Raw genomic sequence first — 15,057 nt, 5'->3', positions numbered from 1 at the left:
CCTCAGGTCTCCCGCGGGTTTCTGGCGGCCGGGGGCCGGGCCGGCAGGGGAATGGTGCGCCCGTCGTCGTCGACGGTCACCGCCGCCTCGCCGTCCTGCGGGTCATCCACCGCCGCCGTCTCGGGCGCCGGGCGGTTTTCCGGCGGCAGGGTCAGCATTTCCTCGGGCGAGGGATGGCGGCGCGACGGGTCCAGGCGCACGCACTCCTCCATCACCTTCTTGGCGATGGGCGCCGCGACCGTGGACCCGCCGCCGCCGTGCTCCACCACCACCGCGCACGCATAGCGCGGGTTGTCGGCGGGGGCATAGGCCACGAACAGGGCGTGATCGCGGTACTTCCAGGGCAGTTCCTCGTTCTTCAGGACGCCCGTCTGCCGCTCGCTCATGGTGATCCGCCGCACCTGGGCCGTGCCGGTCTTGCCGGCCATCTCCACGCCCCCGGTCTCCAGGGCCGAGCCGCGGGCCGTGCCGCGGGCGCCATTGACCACTTCGTGCATCCCCTTGCGCACGATGTCCATGTACTGGCGCGCGATGCCCAGCGGCTCCAACTCGGGCGCCGGCCGTGGCGCGATGGTGCCGTCCTTGGTCATGACATGGCGCGTGAGCACGGGCTTGACCGCCAGCCCGCTGGCCAGGCGCGCCGTCATGGTCGCCAGTTGCAGCGGCGTCGTCAGCACATAGCCCTGGCCGATGCCGGCCACCAGCGTCTCGCCCTTGTGCCAGGGCTGATCCAGGGTGGCGCGCTTCCAGGCCACGGTGGGGACCAGGCCCGACCGCTCGTGCGGCAGCCCGACATCCACCGGGCGCCCCAGGCCGAACCGGTGCGACATCTCGGCGATACGGTCGATGCCGACCCGCTTGGCGATCTCGTAGAAGTACACGTCACAGGATTGCGCCAGCGCCTCCACCAGGTCGACATTGCCATGGCCCCAGCGCTTCCAGCAGTGGAAGCGCTGGTTGCCCAGCGTCATGTGGCCGGGACAGTAGACGGTATTTTCCGGCTTGACGACGCCCGCCTCCAGCGCCGCCAGGGCCACCACCATCTTGTAGGTGGAGCCCGGCGCGTACTGGCCGCCGACGGGCTTATTGGTCAGCGGCGCGTGGTCGTTGCCCACCAGCGCCTGCCACTCCGCATGGCTGAGCCCGCGGTTGAAGGCGTTGGGGTCGTAGGCGGGGTTGGACACCATGGCGAGTACCTCGCCGGTGTGCACGTCCATCAGCACGACGGAGGCGCTTTCGTCGCCCAGAACCTCGGTGGTGTAGCGCTGCAGGCGGGCATCCAGCGTTACCGGCAGTTCGGCGCCGGGCTCGCCCTCCTCCCGCCGCAGTTCGCGGATGACGCGGCCGACGGCGTTGACCTCCACCTGGCTGGTGCCGCCGGTGCCGCGCAGGGCCAGGTCGAATTCCTTCTCGATGCCCGCCTTGCCGATGCGGAAGCCCGGAAGCTCCAGCAGCGGGTCGCCGGTCAGGTCGTCCTCGGACACGGCGGCGACGTACCCCAGCACGTGGGCGAAATCCTCGCCCCACGGATAGGCGCGGGCGAGACCCTCGTCGATGATGACGCCGGGCAGATCGGGCGCGTTGACCTGAATGCGGGCCATCTCGTCCCACGACAGGTTCTCGCGCACCGTCACCGGCACGAACCCGCGCTTGCGCTCCAGCTCGCGGACCACGCGCTGGCGGTCGCGGTCGGCCAGGTCAATGATGCGGCCCAGCGCGTCCAGCGTCGTGTCGACGCTGTCGGTCTGTTCGCGCACGATGAGAACGCGGAAGTTCTGCTTGTTGATGGCCAGCGGCACGCCGAACCGGTCCACCAGCCGGCCGCGCGGCGGCGGCAGCAGGCGGATGTTGATGCGGTTTTCCTCGGCCAGGGTCTTGTAGCGGTCGGACTCGACGACCTGCAGATAGTACATGCGCCCGGCCAGCGCCGCCACGAGCGTCGCCTTGCCCGCTCCAAGCGCAATGGCGCGGCGGGAGAACAGCTTGGCGCGATCGCCCTGGCGGCCGTTGGAGGAACGCAGCATCTCAGGCGTCCTTGATGAGAAGCATCTGGGCGCGGGCCATCAGCCAGCCCACCACCGGGTACAGCGCGACCGTCAGCAGGTACTCCACGCCGATGGTCTGAAGGTCGACGATGTCGCCGTAGAGCACGGACACCGCCAGCCAGCGCGCCCCCGCCGCCGCCAGGGCGACGATGGCGAAGGCCCACCAGGTGACGATGAACGGCTTGCCGTTGAAAAACTTGTATTGGCCGACGACGATGGCCGAGGCGATGACCAGCATCAGCGCGCCCGAGCCCAGCGGTGCGCCGGTCAGGATGTCCTCGAACAGCCCCAGCGCGAAGGCCGACCCGTAGCGGAACAGGTCCGGCCGATAGACCGACCAGTAGTACACGCCGATCAGCGACAGCATGGGGCCGACGCGCACCATGCCGGGCACGTGCGTCGGCGTCGCGGCGATGAGAACGAGCATGAGGACAAGGGCGAACGGCACCATGTGCCGCGCCATCACATCCATCCGCTGCCACAGGGTGGGACGCATCGCCGATCTGCTTTTCGAAACCAGTCACATATCCAAGGATCCGGGCCGAGTAAGGGCGGATGCCGCCCCTCGACCGCCGTCGCGCGCTAGTCCAGCGCCGCGCCTGTCAGGATGCCGTCGAGACCATAGTCCAACGCCCGCACCATCTCCAGCCGGTCGCGCTGAACATAGGGCGCGACCCGCACCACGCCATCCTCCACCGAGGCCACCACGCCCACCGGCAGGCCCGTGGGGAAAGCCCCCGCCACGCCCGAGGTGGTCACCAGGTCGCCCGGCGCCACGCCGGCATTGGCCGGCAGGTAGATAAGCCGCGGCCGGTCGGTGTTCTCGCCGGCCAGGATGGCCCGCTGGCGGCCTTCGCCCACCATCACCGGAACGCGCGAGTTGATGTCGGTCAGCAGCAGCACGCGCGACGCCCGCGCCCCCACCTCGGCGACGCGGCCCACCAGACCTTCGCCGGTCATCACCGCCTGTCCCTTGCGCAGCCCGTCGGAGCGGCCGGCCAGCATGAGCAGGCTGTGGGCGAACGCACCGCCCGTGTCGGCGACGACGCGCCCCGTGATGTATGAAGCCTGCGGCGCCGGGGCATAGTTCAAGAGCGCCTTCAGGGCATCGTTCTCCGCCTCCAACTGGCGGGCGACCATCTGCCAGCGCAGCAGGCGGGCGTTCTCGGCCGTCAGCCGGGCGTTCTCCTCGTACAGGTGCATCAGGCCCCGCACGTATTCCACGCCGTCTGCCACGCTTCCGGCGGGGCGCGAGATTACGTCCAGCACAGGCGCCACGCCATCGGCGACGGTGGTGCGCAGACGCTCCACCGCCACGGTGTCGGCCTTGCCCAGCAGCATCAGCGCGAAGGCGGCACCCACCAGCGCCACCACCGCGAACCGCTGCATCACGCCTTTCAGCGCGCCCAGCCGGTTCATGGCCATGATCGACTGCTTCACGAGGACGGTCCCCTACTGCTTGGCCGGCGCGCGGGCCCTGTTCAAGGACGCGCGCCCGCCGGTCTCTCGCTCTCTCACCCTCAAGCCGCCCACGGCCTCCGCCGGATCGGCACCGCCCCGCCCCCGGGGTCGGCGCCGCCGATCTTAGTACATGGAGGTTAGAACGTTCTTAAGCTTCTTCATTTCCTCGAGCGCCCGGCCCGTGCCGAGCGCCACGCACGACAGCGGATCGTCGGCGATGGAGACCGGCAGGCCGGTGGAGACGCGCAGCACGTAATCCAGGTTGGTCAGCAGCGCGCCGCCACCGGTCAGCACGATGCCCTTGTCGACGATGTCGGCGGCCAGTTCCGGCGCGGTGTGCTCCAGCGCCACCTTCACCGCCTCGACGATGGCCGAGACCGGCTCGGCCAGGCTGTCGGCGATCTGGCGTTCCGAGATGACCAGTTCCTTGGGCACGCCGTTCATCAGGTCGCGGCCCTTGATCTCGAGCGTGCGGCCCTCGCCCTGCTCGGGCGGGCAGGCGCAGCCGATTTCCTTCTTGATCCGCTCGGCCGATCCCTCGCCCACCAGAAGGTTATGGTTGCGGCGGATGTAGCCGATGATGGCCTCGTCCATCTTGTCGCCGCCGACGCGCACGCTGCGGGCGTAGACGATGCCGCCCAGCGACAGCACCGCGACCTCGGTCGTGCCGCCGCCGATGTCGACCACCATGGAGCCCGTCGGCTCGGTCACCGGCAGACCGGCGCCGATGGCGGCGGCCATGGGTTCCTCGATCAGGTAGACGCGGCGCGCACCGGCGGCCTCGGCGCTTTCCTGGATGGCGCGGCGTTCCACCGCGGTCGATCCCGACGGCACGCAGATGATGACCATCGGCGAGGCGAAGCTGCGCCGGTTGTGCACTTTGCGGATGAAGTGCTTGATCATCTCCTCGGCCACCTCGAAATCGGCGATGACGCCGTCGCGAAGCGGCCGGATGGCCTGGATGTTGCCCGGGGTTCGGCCGAGCATCTGCTTGGCTTCGTCGCCGACGGCCAGCACCTGCTTCTTGCCCTTGACCTCGGCAATGGCCACCACCGAGGGCTCATTCAATACGATACCGCGCCCCTTCACGTACACCAGCGTGTTCGCGGTACCGAGGTCAATCGCCATGTCGGCGGAGAGCCAACCGGTCAGCCTGGAAAACATGCTCCCTCACTCAGCCAAGCTTTGCCATTCGTTGTGGCTTCGGGATTCGACAATGCCGGAGGACTCACCCTCCGGCATGGTCTTATCCCTATAGTCTGCCGTCCGTGGCAACAAGCGAAAACCACGAACGACGACCAATTCACGCATTCATCGCCGCCGGCGCAGTTTTTTCGCGCTTCACCAGCAGCTTGTTCAAGGCGGTCACGTAGGCCTTCGCCGACGCCACCAGCGTATCCGTGTCCGAGCCCTGGCCGTTGACGGTCTTGCCGTCCTCCTCCAGCCGCACGGTCACCTCGGCCTGGGCGTCGGTGCCCTGGGTGACGGCGTGGACCTGGTAGAGCTGCAGCCGCGCCGTCGTCGGCACCAGGGCCTTGATGGCCTTGAAGGTGGCATCGACGGGGCCGTCGCCCTCGGCCTTGTGGGTTTTGCGCTCGCCGTCGATCTCCAGCGTCAGCTCGGCCGTCTGCGGCTTCCTGGAGCCCGCCATGACCGACAGGTCCACGACCTTGATGCGGTCGCGGGCGCGCAGGATCTCGTCGTCGATCAGCGCCGCGACGTCCTCGTCGAACACCTCTTTCTTCAGGTCCGCCAGGTCCTTGAAGCGCTTGAAGGCGTCGTTCAGCTTGTCGTCGTCGAGCGTGTACCCCAGTTCGCGCACCTTGTCGCGGAAGGCCGCCCGACCCGAATGCTTGCCCATGACCAGCGTGGATTTGGTCAGCCCGACGCTCTCCGGCGTCATGATTTCATAGGTCTGGGCGTTCTTGAGCATGCCGTCCTGGTGGATGCCGCTCTCGTGCGCAAACGCGTTCTTTCCGACGATGGCCTTGTTGGGCTGCACCGTGAAGCCGGTGATGGTGGAGACCAACTTGGAAGCGCGCGTGATCAGCGTCGTGTCGATGCCGGTGTCGTAGGGCATGCGATCGGCGCGGGTGCGCAGGGCCATGACGATCTCTTCCATGGCGGCATTGCCCGCCCGTTCGCCAAGGCCGTTGATCGTGCACTCCACCTGCCGCGCGCCCGCGTTCACCGCCGCCAGGGAATTGGCGACGGCAAGCCCCAGGTCGTTGTGGCAGTGGACCGAGAAGACGGCCTTGTCGGCGTTGGGCACGCGCTCGATCAGCATGGCGATCAGCGCGGCGTACTCGTCCGGCACGGCATAGCCCACCGTGTCGGGAATGTTGATTGTGGTCGCGCCGGCGGCGATGGCGGCTTCCACGCAGCGGCACAGGAAGTCCGGCTCGGTGCGCGATCCGTCCTCGGCCGACCATTCCACGTCGTCCACCTTGGCACGCGCGTAGGCGACACTGTCCTTCACCGCCTGCAGAACGGCCTCGGGCTCCATCTGCAGCTTGAACTTCATGTGAAGCGGGCTGGTGGAGATGAAGGTGTGGATGCGCTTGCGCGGCGCCGGCGCCAGGGCCTCGGCGGCGCGATCGATGTCGGCCTTGGTGGCGCGGGCGAGCCCGGCGATGATGGACCGGTCGCTCTGCTTGGCCACCTGGTTGACGGCCTCGAAGTCCCCGCGGGAGGCGATGGGGAAGCCGGCCTCGATCACGTCCACGCCCATCTGCTCCAGCAGCGCCGCGATGCGGCACTTTTCCTCCAGGTTCATGGAGGCGCCGGGGCTCTGCTCGCCGTCGCGCAGGGTGGTGTCGAAGATGATGACGCGGTCGGCAGACTGGGGGGACATGAAACTCTCGCAAGACTGGCGGGACGGAAGACTAGAGCAAGAATAGACCGGGCGCTGTGCCATCCGTCACTGGCGACGCCGGCTGAACCACAAGGCGTCGGCGGATTGGCGGGCGCGGCCGCCCGAGCCGCCGGTCACGCCGCATCCGTCGCCGTCGACGGGCACCGCCGCATCGCCGAGTTTCGACATTGCCCCGGCTTTTTCGACTTGGGCTCAACCGCCGCCCCGAAAGGCGCAAACCCCCGAGCCCAAGTACCGGTCTTGTATATCATTATGCGGAGGCACGGCGGAACACCTATTTTCCCCTGCTTGGTGGAAAATGCGGCGGCCGTCAACGCGGGTTCAGGCCGCGGTGCTCCCTCAAAAGATCGCGTGCCGGCACCGGCGTCTCGCGCCGCCGGCCGAAGAAATAGCTTCCGGCGGCGGTGTCGTAGGCCCCCTCCCGCCGGGCCAGCAGGTGGTCCCCGTAGCGCACCGGCCAGGACAGGAGCCGCGCCGCCGCCTGGAGGCCGCTGCGCACGGTCCCGCGCCGACCGAAGCTGGTCAGCCAGTATTCGAACGTCCACGTCAGCGCCATGCCCGGACCGCCGGCCATGCCCGCGCGCAGGGTGTCGAAGCGGCGGAACAGCGCCCGGTGACCCAGGAAGGTGAAGCGCGTGAAGTCGTGCGCCCCCATGTGGACCTGCGCAATGAAGGGCGTCACCGCGTAGACCAGCCCGTCCGGCCGCAGCACGCGGTGGATCTCGGCGACGCAGGCGTGCGGCTCCAGCACATGTTCCAGCACCGAGCAGCACACCACCATGTCGAAACTGCCATCCGCGAAGGGCAGTTGGTGGGCGTCGCAGACGTAGTGGGCGTTGGGACCGACGGCGACATCCGTGTAGACCATGCGCAGGCCCGGCCGAGCTGGCAGGGTCGCCTCGCCGGCACCGATCACCAGGACGCGCGCCTCGGGCACCTGCGCCGCCAGCGCATTCAGGGCCTGGGCCGCGCTGAAGTCCGAGGTGTTGTAGCTGCGGTCGGGCAGCCGGCGCAGCACCGCCCGCGCCAGACGCTTCACGGCGCCGGCCTGCGACGCCGCCGCGGCCTTTACGGTGCCGGGCATGGCCGCGCCGCCCGCGGGTGCCGTGAAATCGGCGATGCGGAACAGGCTGGTGTCGTCGTCGATGAGCACCGGCACGCCGCGCACGACGGGATACACCCGCTCGGGCACCACGCCGACGCTCACCAGAGCACCCTCGCGCGGCACCAGGGGCGCGCCGGTGGCGGGACATCGCAGATCGGCGATGGTCAGGCCGCCGGGCATAGCGGCTGGTGCGACCTGGGTGCTATTGAACATTTCTTCCCCTGGACCCGAAGGACGTCGGTCGGTCTCGCGACCTCCCAAAGGGTCGGCCCTGCGCCACCGTCTTTCCAGTCCCACTGCGGGGTGCCCGGCTGTTGCGTCGGCGTTACGCCATTCGGCGGCGTGGGCCGTGTTCGCGCGCCTTTCTTGTCATGACGAATGGTCCTACATAGAGGGTCCGGCCGTAGAGGCGGGACAGCGAAAGACGGAGATCATGGTCAAGCGTCTGTTGTGGCTTCTGCCGCTGCTCATCCTGGCCGCCGGCGTGTGGGCCTACGCCGACGGCATCCTTCGCCTGCCGTGGCAGGAGTCGGTCGCCGGCGCGGGCGGCGGTGCCGAGGCGTCGCGGGCGCGCCCGGCCAAGTCCGTGGCCGTGGCGCCGGTGGAGCGCGTCACCATCACCGACGAATTGACCGCCAATGGCACGGTGCGCGCCACCGAGAGCGTCACCGTGGCCGCCGAAGCGTCGGGCACGGTGGAAGAGGTGATGTTCGAGCACGGGGCCGAGGTGGCCAAGGGCGCGCCGCTGGTCCGCCTTGACGCCACCGAGGCCGAGGCCGAGCTGTCCGCCGCCCGCGCCGAACTGGAAACAGCCCGCCGCGCCTTCGAGCGCGCCCGCCAGTTGCGCGCCAACGGCACCATCGCACAGGGCCCCTTCGACGACGCCCAGGCGGCCCTGGAGGCCGCCCGCACCCAGGTCGCGCTGGCCGAGGTGGGCCTGCGCAAGCGCACGGTCACGGCGCCCTTCGCCGGTCGGGTGGGCTTCCGCGAGATCAGCCCCGGCGCCTATCTGCAGCCGGGCGACGAGATCACCACCCTCGACGCCGTCGACCGCGTCTACGTCGATTTCATGGTGGCCGAGGACAACCTCGCGCGCGTCGAGCGCGACCAGACCGTCACGCTGCATTCCGTCGCCCGTCCCGATGCCGAGCGCACGGGCGCGGTTCTGACCGTGGCGTCCCGCGTCGATCCGGTCAGCCGTCAGGCCCGCGTGCGCGCCCGGGTCGACAACGCCGACGGCCTGCTGCGCCCCGGCCAGCTGGTGCTGGTGAACGTCGCCACGGCCCGGCGCGAGACCATCATGGTGCCGGCCAGCGCCGTCGTTCCCGTCGGCTACCAGCATTTCGCCTTCATCGTCGGCGAGGACGGAACGGCAGAGCGCCGCACCGTCACCCTTGGCCGGCGCACCGCCGACCGGGTGGAGATCACCGCCGGCGTCGAGCCCGGCGAGCAACTGGTGATCGAGGGCGCGGCAAAGCTCAGGGGCGGAGACGCGGTGAGGACGGTCGATCCCCTTGCGGTCGACGCCTCACGAGAAACCGAGGGCGGCGCGTCCGGCGCCGTTCCGGCCGAGACCTGAGCGGCGGGAGGCGTCCTTGGTCATCTCCACCCTGTCCGTCAAGCGCCCCATCGCCGCGGCGGTGGCGAACCTGCTGATCCTGGTGTTCGGCATTTTCGCCCTGGGCCAGCTGTCGGTGCGCGAGGCGCCCGACATCAACCCGCCCATCGTCTCGGTCAACACCAGCTATGTCGGCGCCGCCGCCGAGGTGGTGGAAAGCCGCGTCACCAAGGTCGTCGAAGACTACCTGAGCGGCATCGAGGGGGTGGAGACCATCACCTCGAACTCCAGCGAGGGACGCTCGCGGGTGACGGTCGAGTTCACCCTGGACCGCGACATCGACAACGCCGCCAACGACGTGCGCGACCGCGTCAACCGCGCCCTGCGCGACCTGCCCGAGGACATCGAGGCACCGCGCATATCCAAGGCCGACGAGAACGCCGACGAGGTCATGTGGCTGACGCTGCGCGCCGACCACCTGGAGCCCATGGCGCTGACCGACCTGGCGGAACGGCTGGTGGTGGACCGGCTGACCAGCATCGACGGCGTGGCCCAGATCAACGTCGGCGGCGAGCAGCGCTACGCCCTGCGCGTCTGGCTCGACCGCGACGCCCTGGTCGCGCGCGGGCTCACGGTTGCCGACGTGGACGAGGCCCTGCGGCGCGAGAACGTGGAGCTTCCCGCCGGCCGGCTGGAGGGCAGCGCCCAGACGCTGGCCGTGCGCACGGTGCGCAGCTACCAGACGCCGGAGGAATTCAACAGCCTGCCTGTCTCCACGCTGGACAACGGCGACATCATTCGCCTGGGAGAGCTCGCGCGGGTAGAAATCGGGCCTTCGGACACCCACCGCCATTTCCGCGCCAACGGGCGCGAGGCGCTCGGCCTGGGCATCATCGCCCAGGCGGACGCCAACGTCCTGGACGTGGCCGCCGGCGTGAAGGCCGAGGTGGAGCGCATCATCGCCGACCTGCCCGAGGGCACGGACATCGGCGTCTCCTACGACAGTTCGGTCTTCGTGGACGCGGCGCTTGACGACGTGCTGGAGACGCTGGTGGTCGCCATCATCCTGGTGACGGCGGTCATCTACCTGTTCCTGGGCTCGGGCCGCATGACGGTCATCGCCGCCACGGCCATCCCGGTATCGCTGCTGGGCGGCCTGCTCGCCATGTGGGCGCTGGGCTTCACCATCAACGTGCTGACCCTGCTGGCCTTCGTGCTTGCCGCCGGGCTGGTGGTGGACGACGCCATCGTGGTGGTGGAAAGCATCTGGCGCCGCTTCGAGAAGGGAGAGGCCGCCCGTCCCGCCGCCATATCGGGGGCACGCACCGTCGGCGTGGCGGTCATCGCCACCACCGGCGTGCTGGTGGCCGTCTTTGCGCCGCTGGCCTTGCAGCAGGGCGACGTCGGCCGCCTGTTCGCCGAATTCGCCCTGACCATGGCGGCCACCGTCATCGTCTCCACGGTGGTCGCGCTGACGCTGGTGCCAGCCATGTCCGGCCGCTTCCTGGGCAAGGAGCACAAGCCCAACGCCCTGATCCGGCTTGTCGACACGGCACTGGAGCGGCTGGAGGGCGGCTACCGGCGGGCGCTGACCCTGTTCCTGCGCTCGCGCGTGCCGGTCGTGGTGGTGCTTCTGGCCGCCGTCGCATCGGTCTGGGCGCTGTACCGCGACATCCCCCAGGAACTGACGCCGCCCGAGGACCGGGGCGGGTTCTGGGTCGTCGTCAACACGCCCGAGGGCTCCGCCTGGGACTACGCGAAAAGCTATGTGGCCGCCCTGGAGGACGCGCTGCTTCCGCTGGTCGGAGAGGATGGCGGCATCCGCCAGGCGCTGACCGCCATCTGGGGCAGCGGCGAGCCGCGCGTGCGGGGCATCGTCGCCCTGCACGACTGGGAGACGCGCGGTCGCTCGCAGGACGAAATCATGGACGATGTGCGCGCCAACCTCGCCGACCTGCCGGGCGCCACCACCTATGTGCGCGGGCGATCCGGCCTGGCGTCGGTGGGCGGCGGCAACAGCAACCGGCTGAGCGTCGTCCTCGGCGGCCCCACCTACGAGGACCTCGCCCGCTGGCGCGACATCATCGTCGAGGAGATGGAGGCACATCCCGGCCTGCGCGACCCCGGCAGCGATTACAACGAGAAGCGCCCGCAGCTGCTGGTCACCGTCGACCGCGCCCGCGCCGCGGAACTGGGCGTTTCAGCGCGCGAGGTGGGCCGCACCCTGCAAACGGCCCTGGCCTCGCGCACGGTCAGCACCTTCGTCGACCGCGGCGAGGAGTACGACGTCATCCTTCAAGCCGGCGCCGTCGATCGCGATGCGCCGGCCGACATCACGGGGCTGTTCGTGCGCTCCGACCGCTCCGGGCAGTTGATTCCGCTGGAAACGCTGGTGTCACTGGAGGAAGTCGCCTCGGCGTCCAGCTACAACCGCTACCAGCGCATGCGGGCGGTGACCATTTCCGCCAGCCTGGGCCCGGACATGCCCCTGGCCGAGGCGGTGCAATGGGTGCGCGACACCGTGCAGCGCGAGTTGCCGGGCGATGCGCGCCTGTCCTTCACCGGCGCCGCCCAGGAATTGGTAAAGGCGACCGACGCCGGCTGGACCACCTTCGCCCTGGCCCTGGCCGTGGCCTTCCTGGTGCTGGCCGCCCAGTTCGAGAGCCTGCGGCTGCCGGCGCTCATCATGATGACAGTGCCGCTGGCCATGACGGGCGCACTGTTCGGCCTGTGGGTGACGGGGCTGACGCTCAACATCTACAGCCAGATCGGCATCGTCATGCTCGTGGGGCTGGCCGCCAAGAACGGCATCCTGCTGGTGGAGTACGCGACGCAACTGGCCGAGCAGGGCAAACCACGCCTGGATGCCGCCGTGGACGCCGCGGTGGCCCGGCTGCGCCCGGTCTTGATGACGGCGATTTCCACGGCGGCCGGCTCGGTGCCGCTGATCCTGAGCACCGGCGCGGGGCACGAGACGCGGCAGGTGCTGGGCGTGGTGATTCTGGCCGGGATCGCGTTCGCGACGCTGCTGACCCTGTTCGTGGTGCCCACCCTCTACCGCTGGACGGCCATGAAGGGTGCGGGCGACCGGGCCGGGACGGCGGTGGACGGCGAGGTCGCCGAGGCACCGCCCGTCGGCCGCGCGGCGGAGTAGCGGGCGGGTCAGCCGCCGGACCGCCCCCGATCTTCCATGGCGATCTCCGCAAGAATGCCACGCGCCACCGCCTGGGCCGTGGTCCGGGCGCCGAAGTGGCGCTTCAGACTCTCTATGTGCTTTTCCACCGTGCGCACCGACAGGCCGAGCGCGAAGGCGATTTCCTTCGTCATAAGGCCCGACGCGAGCAGGCTGAGGCACTGGCGCTCGCGCATGGTCAGCCCGTCCTGGCGCACCGGCGACACCGCATCCTCCACCACCAGGCGGATGCGCGAGAGCGACAGGCAGCTCTCGCCGTCCAGGGTGGGAAGGATCAGGCGATCGTAGACGGCGAAGCGATCCTGGATGCGGCTGCGGACCCGGTACAGCGCCGCGCGACGCTCGGATTTGGCGATGGCGTAGTGGGGCGCGACGTTGTCCAGAATGTACCGCCTGTCGGGATAGTCCCCCAGCGTGGACAGCGAGCCGCGCATGTCCACGCCCATCTCGCCGATCTGCACGGCGAAGCCCAAGGGGTCCGCGGTCGACATATCGACGCTGTAAAGGTTGGTCAGGCCGTCTTTCAGCCCAGGATCTGCCGACAGGCGGTGCAGCACGCTTTCAAGCCCGTCGCCGGCCTGTTCATGCGCGGCCAGGGCTTCGCACAGCAGCGGATCGGTTGTCGGCTCCAGCCGCAGCCGGGTCGAGTCGCACAGCATGGCCCCCTCGGGTTGTACTCAGTGCAGAATTAGCGCTGAAGGACTGGGTATTATCCCCCATTGGCTGGCACTTTGGCATACGCCTATAGTTGGCGCTAATAAAAAGAAATCAACGCTCAAAGGGTTGAAAATCATGACTGTTTCGCGTCACCTCCTGGTCGAGGCCGTTCGCGAGGCCGCCTACCAGTGCGCCTGCCCCGAAGGAAGACGAAGCGTCGCCGCCATCCGGCCCGACGCACCGCGCCTCACCGTCATCGAAGACGCCACGGAAGCCGCGCTGGCGTGCACGCAGTGCTTCGGGGAGTGCCCGTGCCTGCAGCCGCTGGTGCAGCTCATCAACCACTGCGTCATGGAAAGCCGCCGGCCGCTGGGCCTGCATGTGCCCCCCGACATCCGGGACAGCCACGGCGAGCCGCTCACCTGCATCGCGGGCGGCTGAGCCTCCCGCGCCCGCCGGTCACCCGATCAGCCCCAGCACGATCCCCAGAAGCGCCAGGCCGCCGATGATGATGCCGGCCCACAGGCCCGGGCCTACCGGGCTCTTGCGCTGGGGCTGTTCGTGCGCGGCGAAGTGCTTTTGCTTCTGCTGGGCGCGCTGGCCGGTGCGCTTCTGGTCCTCGGCGGCCTTGGCGGCCTCGGCCTTGGGCGTCGGCGTGCCGGCCGCCTCGGCCCCGGTTTCCAGCGGCGCGGTCGCGGGGTCGTGCTGATTGACCTTGTCGCCCGTCTCGCCCCGGTCGGTGGCGGCGCGGACCTGGTCCGTCTCGGTCGGCTTCTGCGACGTGTCGGCCATGAGGCTGCCCTCTCCCTTCCAATGATCGGAGTGCTTGTGAAGGGAACGGGCACGGTCGCGCCGGGGTTTCCGGCGCGACGCCTTGCACGGCGCGGCCTCAGCCGGCGAAGGGCGAGGCCGCCTGGGCGGCGTCGGGCAGCATCTCGTTGACCGGACCGTCGTCGTCCACCTGCACGAAACGGTCTGCCCAGAAGCCGTTGAAGCCGGTGCGCAGAACGTTGGAATAGGCCCCCATCATGCCGATTTCGATCCAGTCGCCGGTGCGCACGTCGGCCGGCAGCCAGAAGGGGCCGGGCATGGTGTCGATGCTGTCGCAGGTGGGGCCGTAGAACTTGAACACGGCCTCCTCTCCCACCGGGCCGGCGCCCTCGGGCCGCAGCACGCGCATGGGGAAGACCGGGCCCAGCAGTTTCAATTCCGAGAGGCCGCCGTAAACGCCGTCGTTCAGGTAGAGCCGATCGCCGGCGCGCAGCTCGACGCGCACCACCGCAGACATGCCGCCGGCGACCAGCGCCCGTCCGGGCTCGCACAGGACCTTGGGATCGCCCTTGAAGGTGATCCAGTCCAGCGCCTCGCGGATTTCCGCCGAGACCTCGGGAAAGGTCGGCTCATCCCCCCTGTACCGCGCCGGGAAGCCGCCGCCCACGTCCAGCAGGTCGACGGGCACCTTCGCCAGGTCCACGGCCTGCGACGCCATCTCCAGCGCCTTGACCCAGGCCGAGGCGCTGATGCACTGGCTGCCCACATGGAAGGTCAGCCCCGCCCGACCGGCGCGATCGCGGCACGCGCGCAAGAGCGGCGCCGCGGTTTTCGGATCGATGCCGAACTTCGACGACAGATCCACCAGCGCCATGCCCGCCACGGTACCCAGGCGTACCATGAGCGTCAGGTCGTCGGCGTTTTCCGTGGCGGCCAGAATCTTGTCCAGCTCCTCGGCATGATCCAGGGCGAAGACCCGCACGCCGTGCTCGAAATAGGCTTCCTCGATGGCCCTGGGCGTCTTGACCGGGTGCATGAACGACAGCCGGTGGTCGGGGAACAGGGTGTGGGTGCCGCGCACCTCTGCGGCCGAGGCCACGTCCCAGTGCCGGATGCCGCCCTCGGCCAGGGCCTGAAGCACCAAGGGATGATCGTTGCACTTCACCGCATACATCACCTCGCCGGGAAAGGCCGCAATGGCCTCGCGTGCCGTGTCCGCGATCAGACGCGGGCGCAGGCAGTAGATGGGCGAGTCCTGGGGTGCGGCATCCAGGGCCTCTTCCGTGGTGGCGAAGGTTCTGAGCATCGGGCCTCCGGTGCGGTGACAGGACGGCGCGGGCGCCGGCTATAAAGCCTACGCCCTTGCGCTCCTTGCGAAAAGGCCCCGCCGAA

General features: G+C 69.4%; 13 protein-coding genes. 3 read left to right on the top strand and 10 right to left on the bottom strand.

The window, feature by feature from the left end:
* Positions 1–2: 2 nt before the first annotated feature.
* The 7 genes from mrdA to LG334_RS03365 all read right to left on the bottom strand — a co-directional run bounded on the left by mrdA (position 3) and on the right by LG334_RS03365 (position 7,699).
* Complete coding sequence (mrdA, locus tag LG334_RS03395) at positions 3–2,024, bottom strand: penicillin-binding protein 2 (RefSeq protein ID WP_404383288.1); 2,022 nt, start codon at positions 2,022–2,024, stop codon at positions 3–5.
* A gap of 1 nt (position 2,025) precedes the next feature.
* Positions 2,026–2,541, bottom strand: coding sequence for a rod shape-determining protein MreD (gene mreD / locus LG334_RS03390; RefSeq protein WP_404383286.1), 516 nt, complete (start codon positions 2,539–2,541; stop codon positions 2,026–2,028).
* Between the two features lie 86 nt (positions 2,542–2,627).
* Positions 2,628–3,485: a rod shape-determining protein MreC gene (gene mreC / locus LG334_RS03385; RefSeq protein ID WP_404383284.1), complete on the bottom strand. Its 858-nt coding sequence runs from the start codon at positions 3,483–3,485 to the stop codon at positions 2,628–2,630.
* Positions 3,486–3,629: 144 nt separating this feature from the next.
* Positions 3,630–4,670, bottom strand: a complete 1,041-nt coding sequence (locus LG334_RS03380; RefSeq protein WP_009542696.1) for a rod shape-determining protein — start codon at positions 4,668–4,670, stop codon at positions 3,630–3,632.
* A 139-nt stretch (positions 4,671–4,809) separates the two neighbouring features.
* Positions 4,810–6,360: a 2-isopropylmalate synthase gene (locus tag LG334_RS03375; RefSeq protein ID WP_404383282.1), complete on the bottom strand. Its 1,551-nt coding sequence runs from the start codon at positions 6,358–6,360 to the stop codon at positions 4,810–4,812.
* Positions 6,361–6,426: 66 nt separating this feature from the next.
* Entirely contained in the window at positions 6,427–6,549 is a 123-nt protein-coding gene (locus LG334_RS03370) for a hypothetical protein (protein WP_404383280.1), read from the bottom strand.
* A gap of 142 nt (positions 6,550–6,691) precedes the next feature.
* Positions 6,692–7,699, bottom strand: a complete 1,008-nt coding sequence (locus LG334_RS03365) for a methyltransferase domain-containing protein (protein WP_404383278.1) — start codon at positions 7,697–7,699, stop codon at positions 6,692–6,694.
* A 220-nt stretch (positions 7,700–7,919) separates the two neighbouring features.
* Between LG334_RS03365 and LG334_RS03360 the strand changes: the two genes are divergently transcribed.
* Together LG334_RS03360 and LG334_RS03355 are read left to right on the top strand one after the other, a co-directional pair.
* Positions 7,920–9,065 (top strand): efflux RND transporter periplasmic adaptor subunit, encoded by a 1,146-nt coding sequence (locus LG334_RS03360; protein ID WP_404383276.1) that lies wholly within the window; start codon positions 7,920–7,922, stop codon positions 9,063–9,065.
* Positions 9,066–9,081: 16 nt separating this feature from the next.
* A complete protein-coding gene (locus LG334_RS03355; protein WP_404383274.1) occupies positions 9,082–12,198 on the top strand; it encodes an efflux RND transporter permease subunit in 3,117 nt (1,038 codons plus the stop codon).
* Positions 12,199–12,206: 8 nt separating this feature from the next.
* On the opposite strand, the gene LG334_RS03350 is transcribed toward LG334_RS03355, so the two are convergent.
* Positions 12,207–12,896, bottom strand: a complete 690-nt coding sequence (locus LG334_RS03350; protein WP_404383272.1) for a LuxR C-terminal-related transcriptional regulator — start codon at positions 12,894–12,896, stop codon at positions 12,207–12,209.
* 133 nt (positions 12,897–13,029) lie between these two features.
* Here LG334_RS03350 and LG334_RS03345 point away from each other — a divergent pair, with 133 nt between their 5' ends.
* Positions 13,030–13,335: a hypothetical protein gene (locus LG334_RS03345; protein WP_404383270.1), complete on the top strand. Its 306-nt coding sequence runs from the start codon at positions 13,030–13,032 to the stop codon at positions 13,333–13,335.
* Between the two features lie 18 nt (positions 13,336–13,353).
* On the opposite strand, the gene LG334_RS03340 is transcribed toward LG334_RS03345, so the two are convergent.
* Together LG334_RS03340 and LG334_RS03335 are read right to left on the bottom strand one after the other, a co-directional pair.
* Positions 13,354–13,686 (bottom strand): hypothetical protein, encoded by a 333-nt coding sequence (locus LG334_RS03340; protein WP_404383268.1) that lies wholly within the window; start codon positions 13,684–13,686, stop codon positions 13,354–13,356.
* Positions 13,687–13,783: 97 nt separating this feature from the next.
* The gene (locus LG334_RS03335; RefSeq protein ID WP_404383266.1) at positions 13,784–14,971 is read right to left on the bottom strand and encodes a type III PLP-dependent enzyme; all 1,188 of its coding nucleotides are present in this window, start codon (positions 14,969–14,971) and stop codon (positions 13,784–13,786) included.
* Positions 14,972–15,057 lie beyond the last annotated feature (86 nt).

It is taken from the genome of Caenispirillum salinarum, from assembly GCF_044803115.1.
In the GTDB taxonomy this organism is placed as follows: Bacteria; Pseudomonadota; Alphaproteobacteria; order Rhodospirillales; family Rhodospirillaceae; genus Caenispirillum; species Caenispirillum salinarum_A.
This window is presented reverse-complemented; position numbering and strand designations above follow the sequence as displayed.

What these genes read in the sequence shown, in the direction of transcription:
- mrdA (WP_404383288.1), bottom strand. Translation starts at nt 2,024, where the DNA reads ATGCTGCGTTCCTCCAACGGCCGCCAGGGCGATCGCGCCAAGCTGTTC.
- mreD (WP_404383286.1), bottom strand. Translation starts at nt 2,541, where the DNA reads ATGCGTCCCACCCTGTGGCAGCGGATGGATGTGATGGCGCGGCACATG.
- LG334_RS03380 (WP_009542696.1), bottom strand. Translation starts at nt 4,670, where the DNA reads ATGTTTTCCAGGCTGACCGGTTGGCTCTCCGCCGACATGGCGATTGAC.
- LG334_RS03375 (WP_404383282.1), bottom strand. Translation starts at nt 6,360, where the DNA reads ATGTCCCCCCAGTCTGCCGACCGCGTCATCATCTTCGACACCACCCTG.
- LG334_RS03370 (WP_404383280.1), bottom strand. Translation starts at nt 6,549, where the DNA reads ATGTCGAAACTCGGCGATGCGGCGGTGCCCGTCGACGGCGACGGATGC.
- LG334_RS03365 (WP_404383278.1), bottom strand. Translation starts at nt 7,699, where the DNA reads ATGTTCAATAGCACCCAGGTCGCACCAGCCGCTATGCCCGGCGGCCTG.
- LG334_RS03360 (WP_404383276.1), top strand. Translation starts at nt 7,920, where the DNA reads ATGGTCAAGCGTCTGTTGTGGCTTCTGCCGCTGCTCATCCTGGCCGCC.
- LG334_RS03350 (WP_404383272.1), bottom strand. Translation starts at nt 12,896, where the DNA reads ATGCTGTGCGACTCGACCCGGCTGCGGCTGGAGCCGACAACCGATCCG.
- LG334_RS03345 (WP_404383270.1), top strand. Translation starts at nt 13,030, where the DNA reads ATGACTGTTTCGCGTCACCTCCTGGTCGAGGCCGTTCGCGAGGCCGCC.
- LG334_RS03340 (WP_404383268.1), bottom strand. Translation starts at nt 13,686, where the DNA reads ATGGCCGACACGTCGCAGAAGCCGACCGAGACGGACCAGGTCCGCGCC.
- LG334_RS03335 (WP_404383266.1), bottom strand. Translation starts at nt 14,971, where the DNA reads ATGCTCAGAACCTTCGCCACCACGGAAGAGGCCCTGGATGCCGCACCC.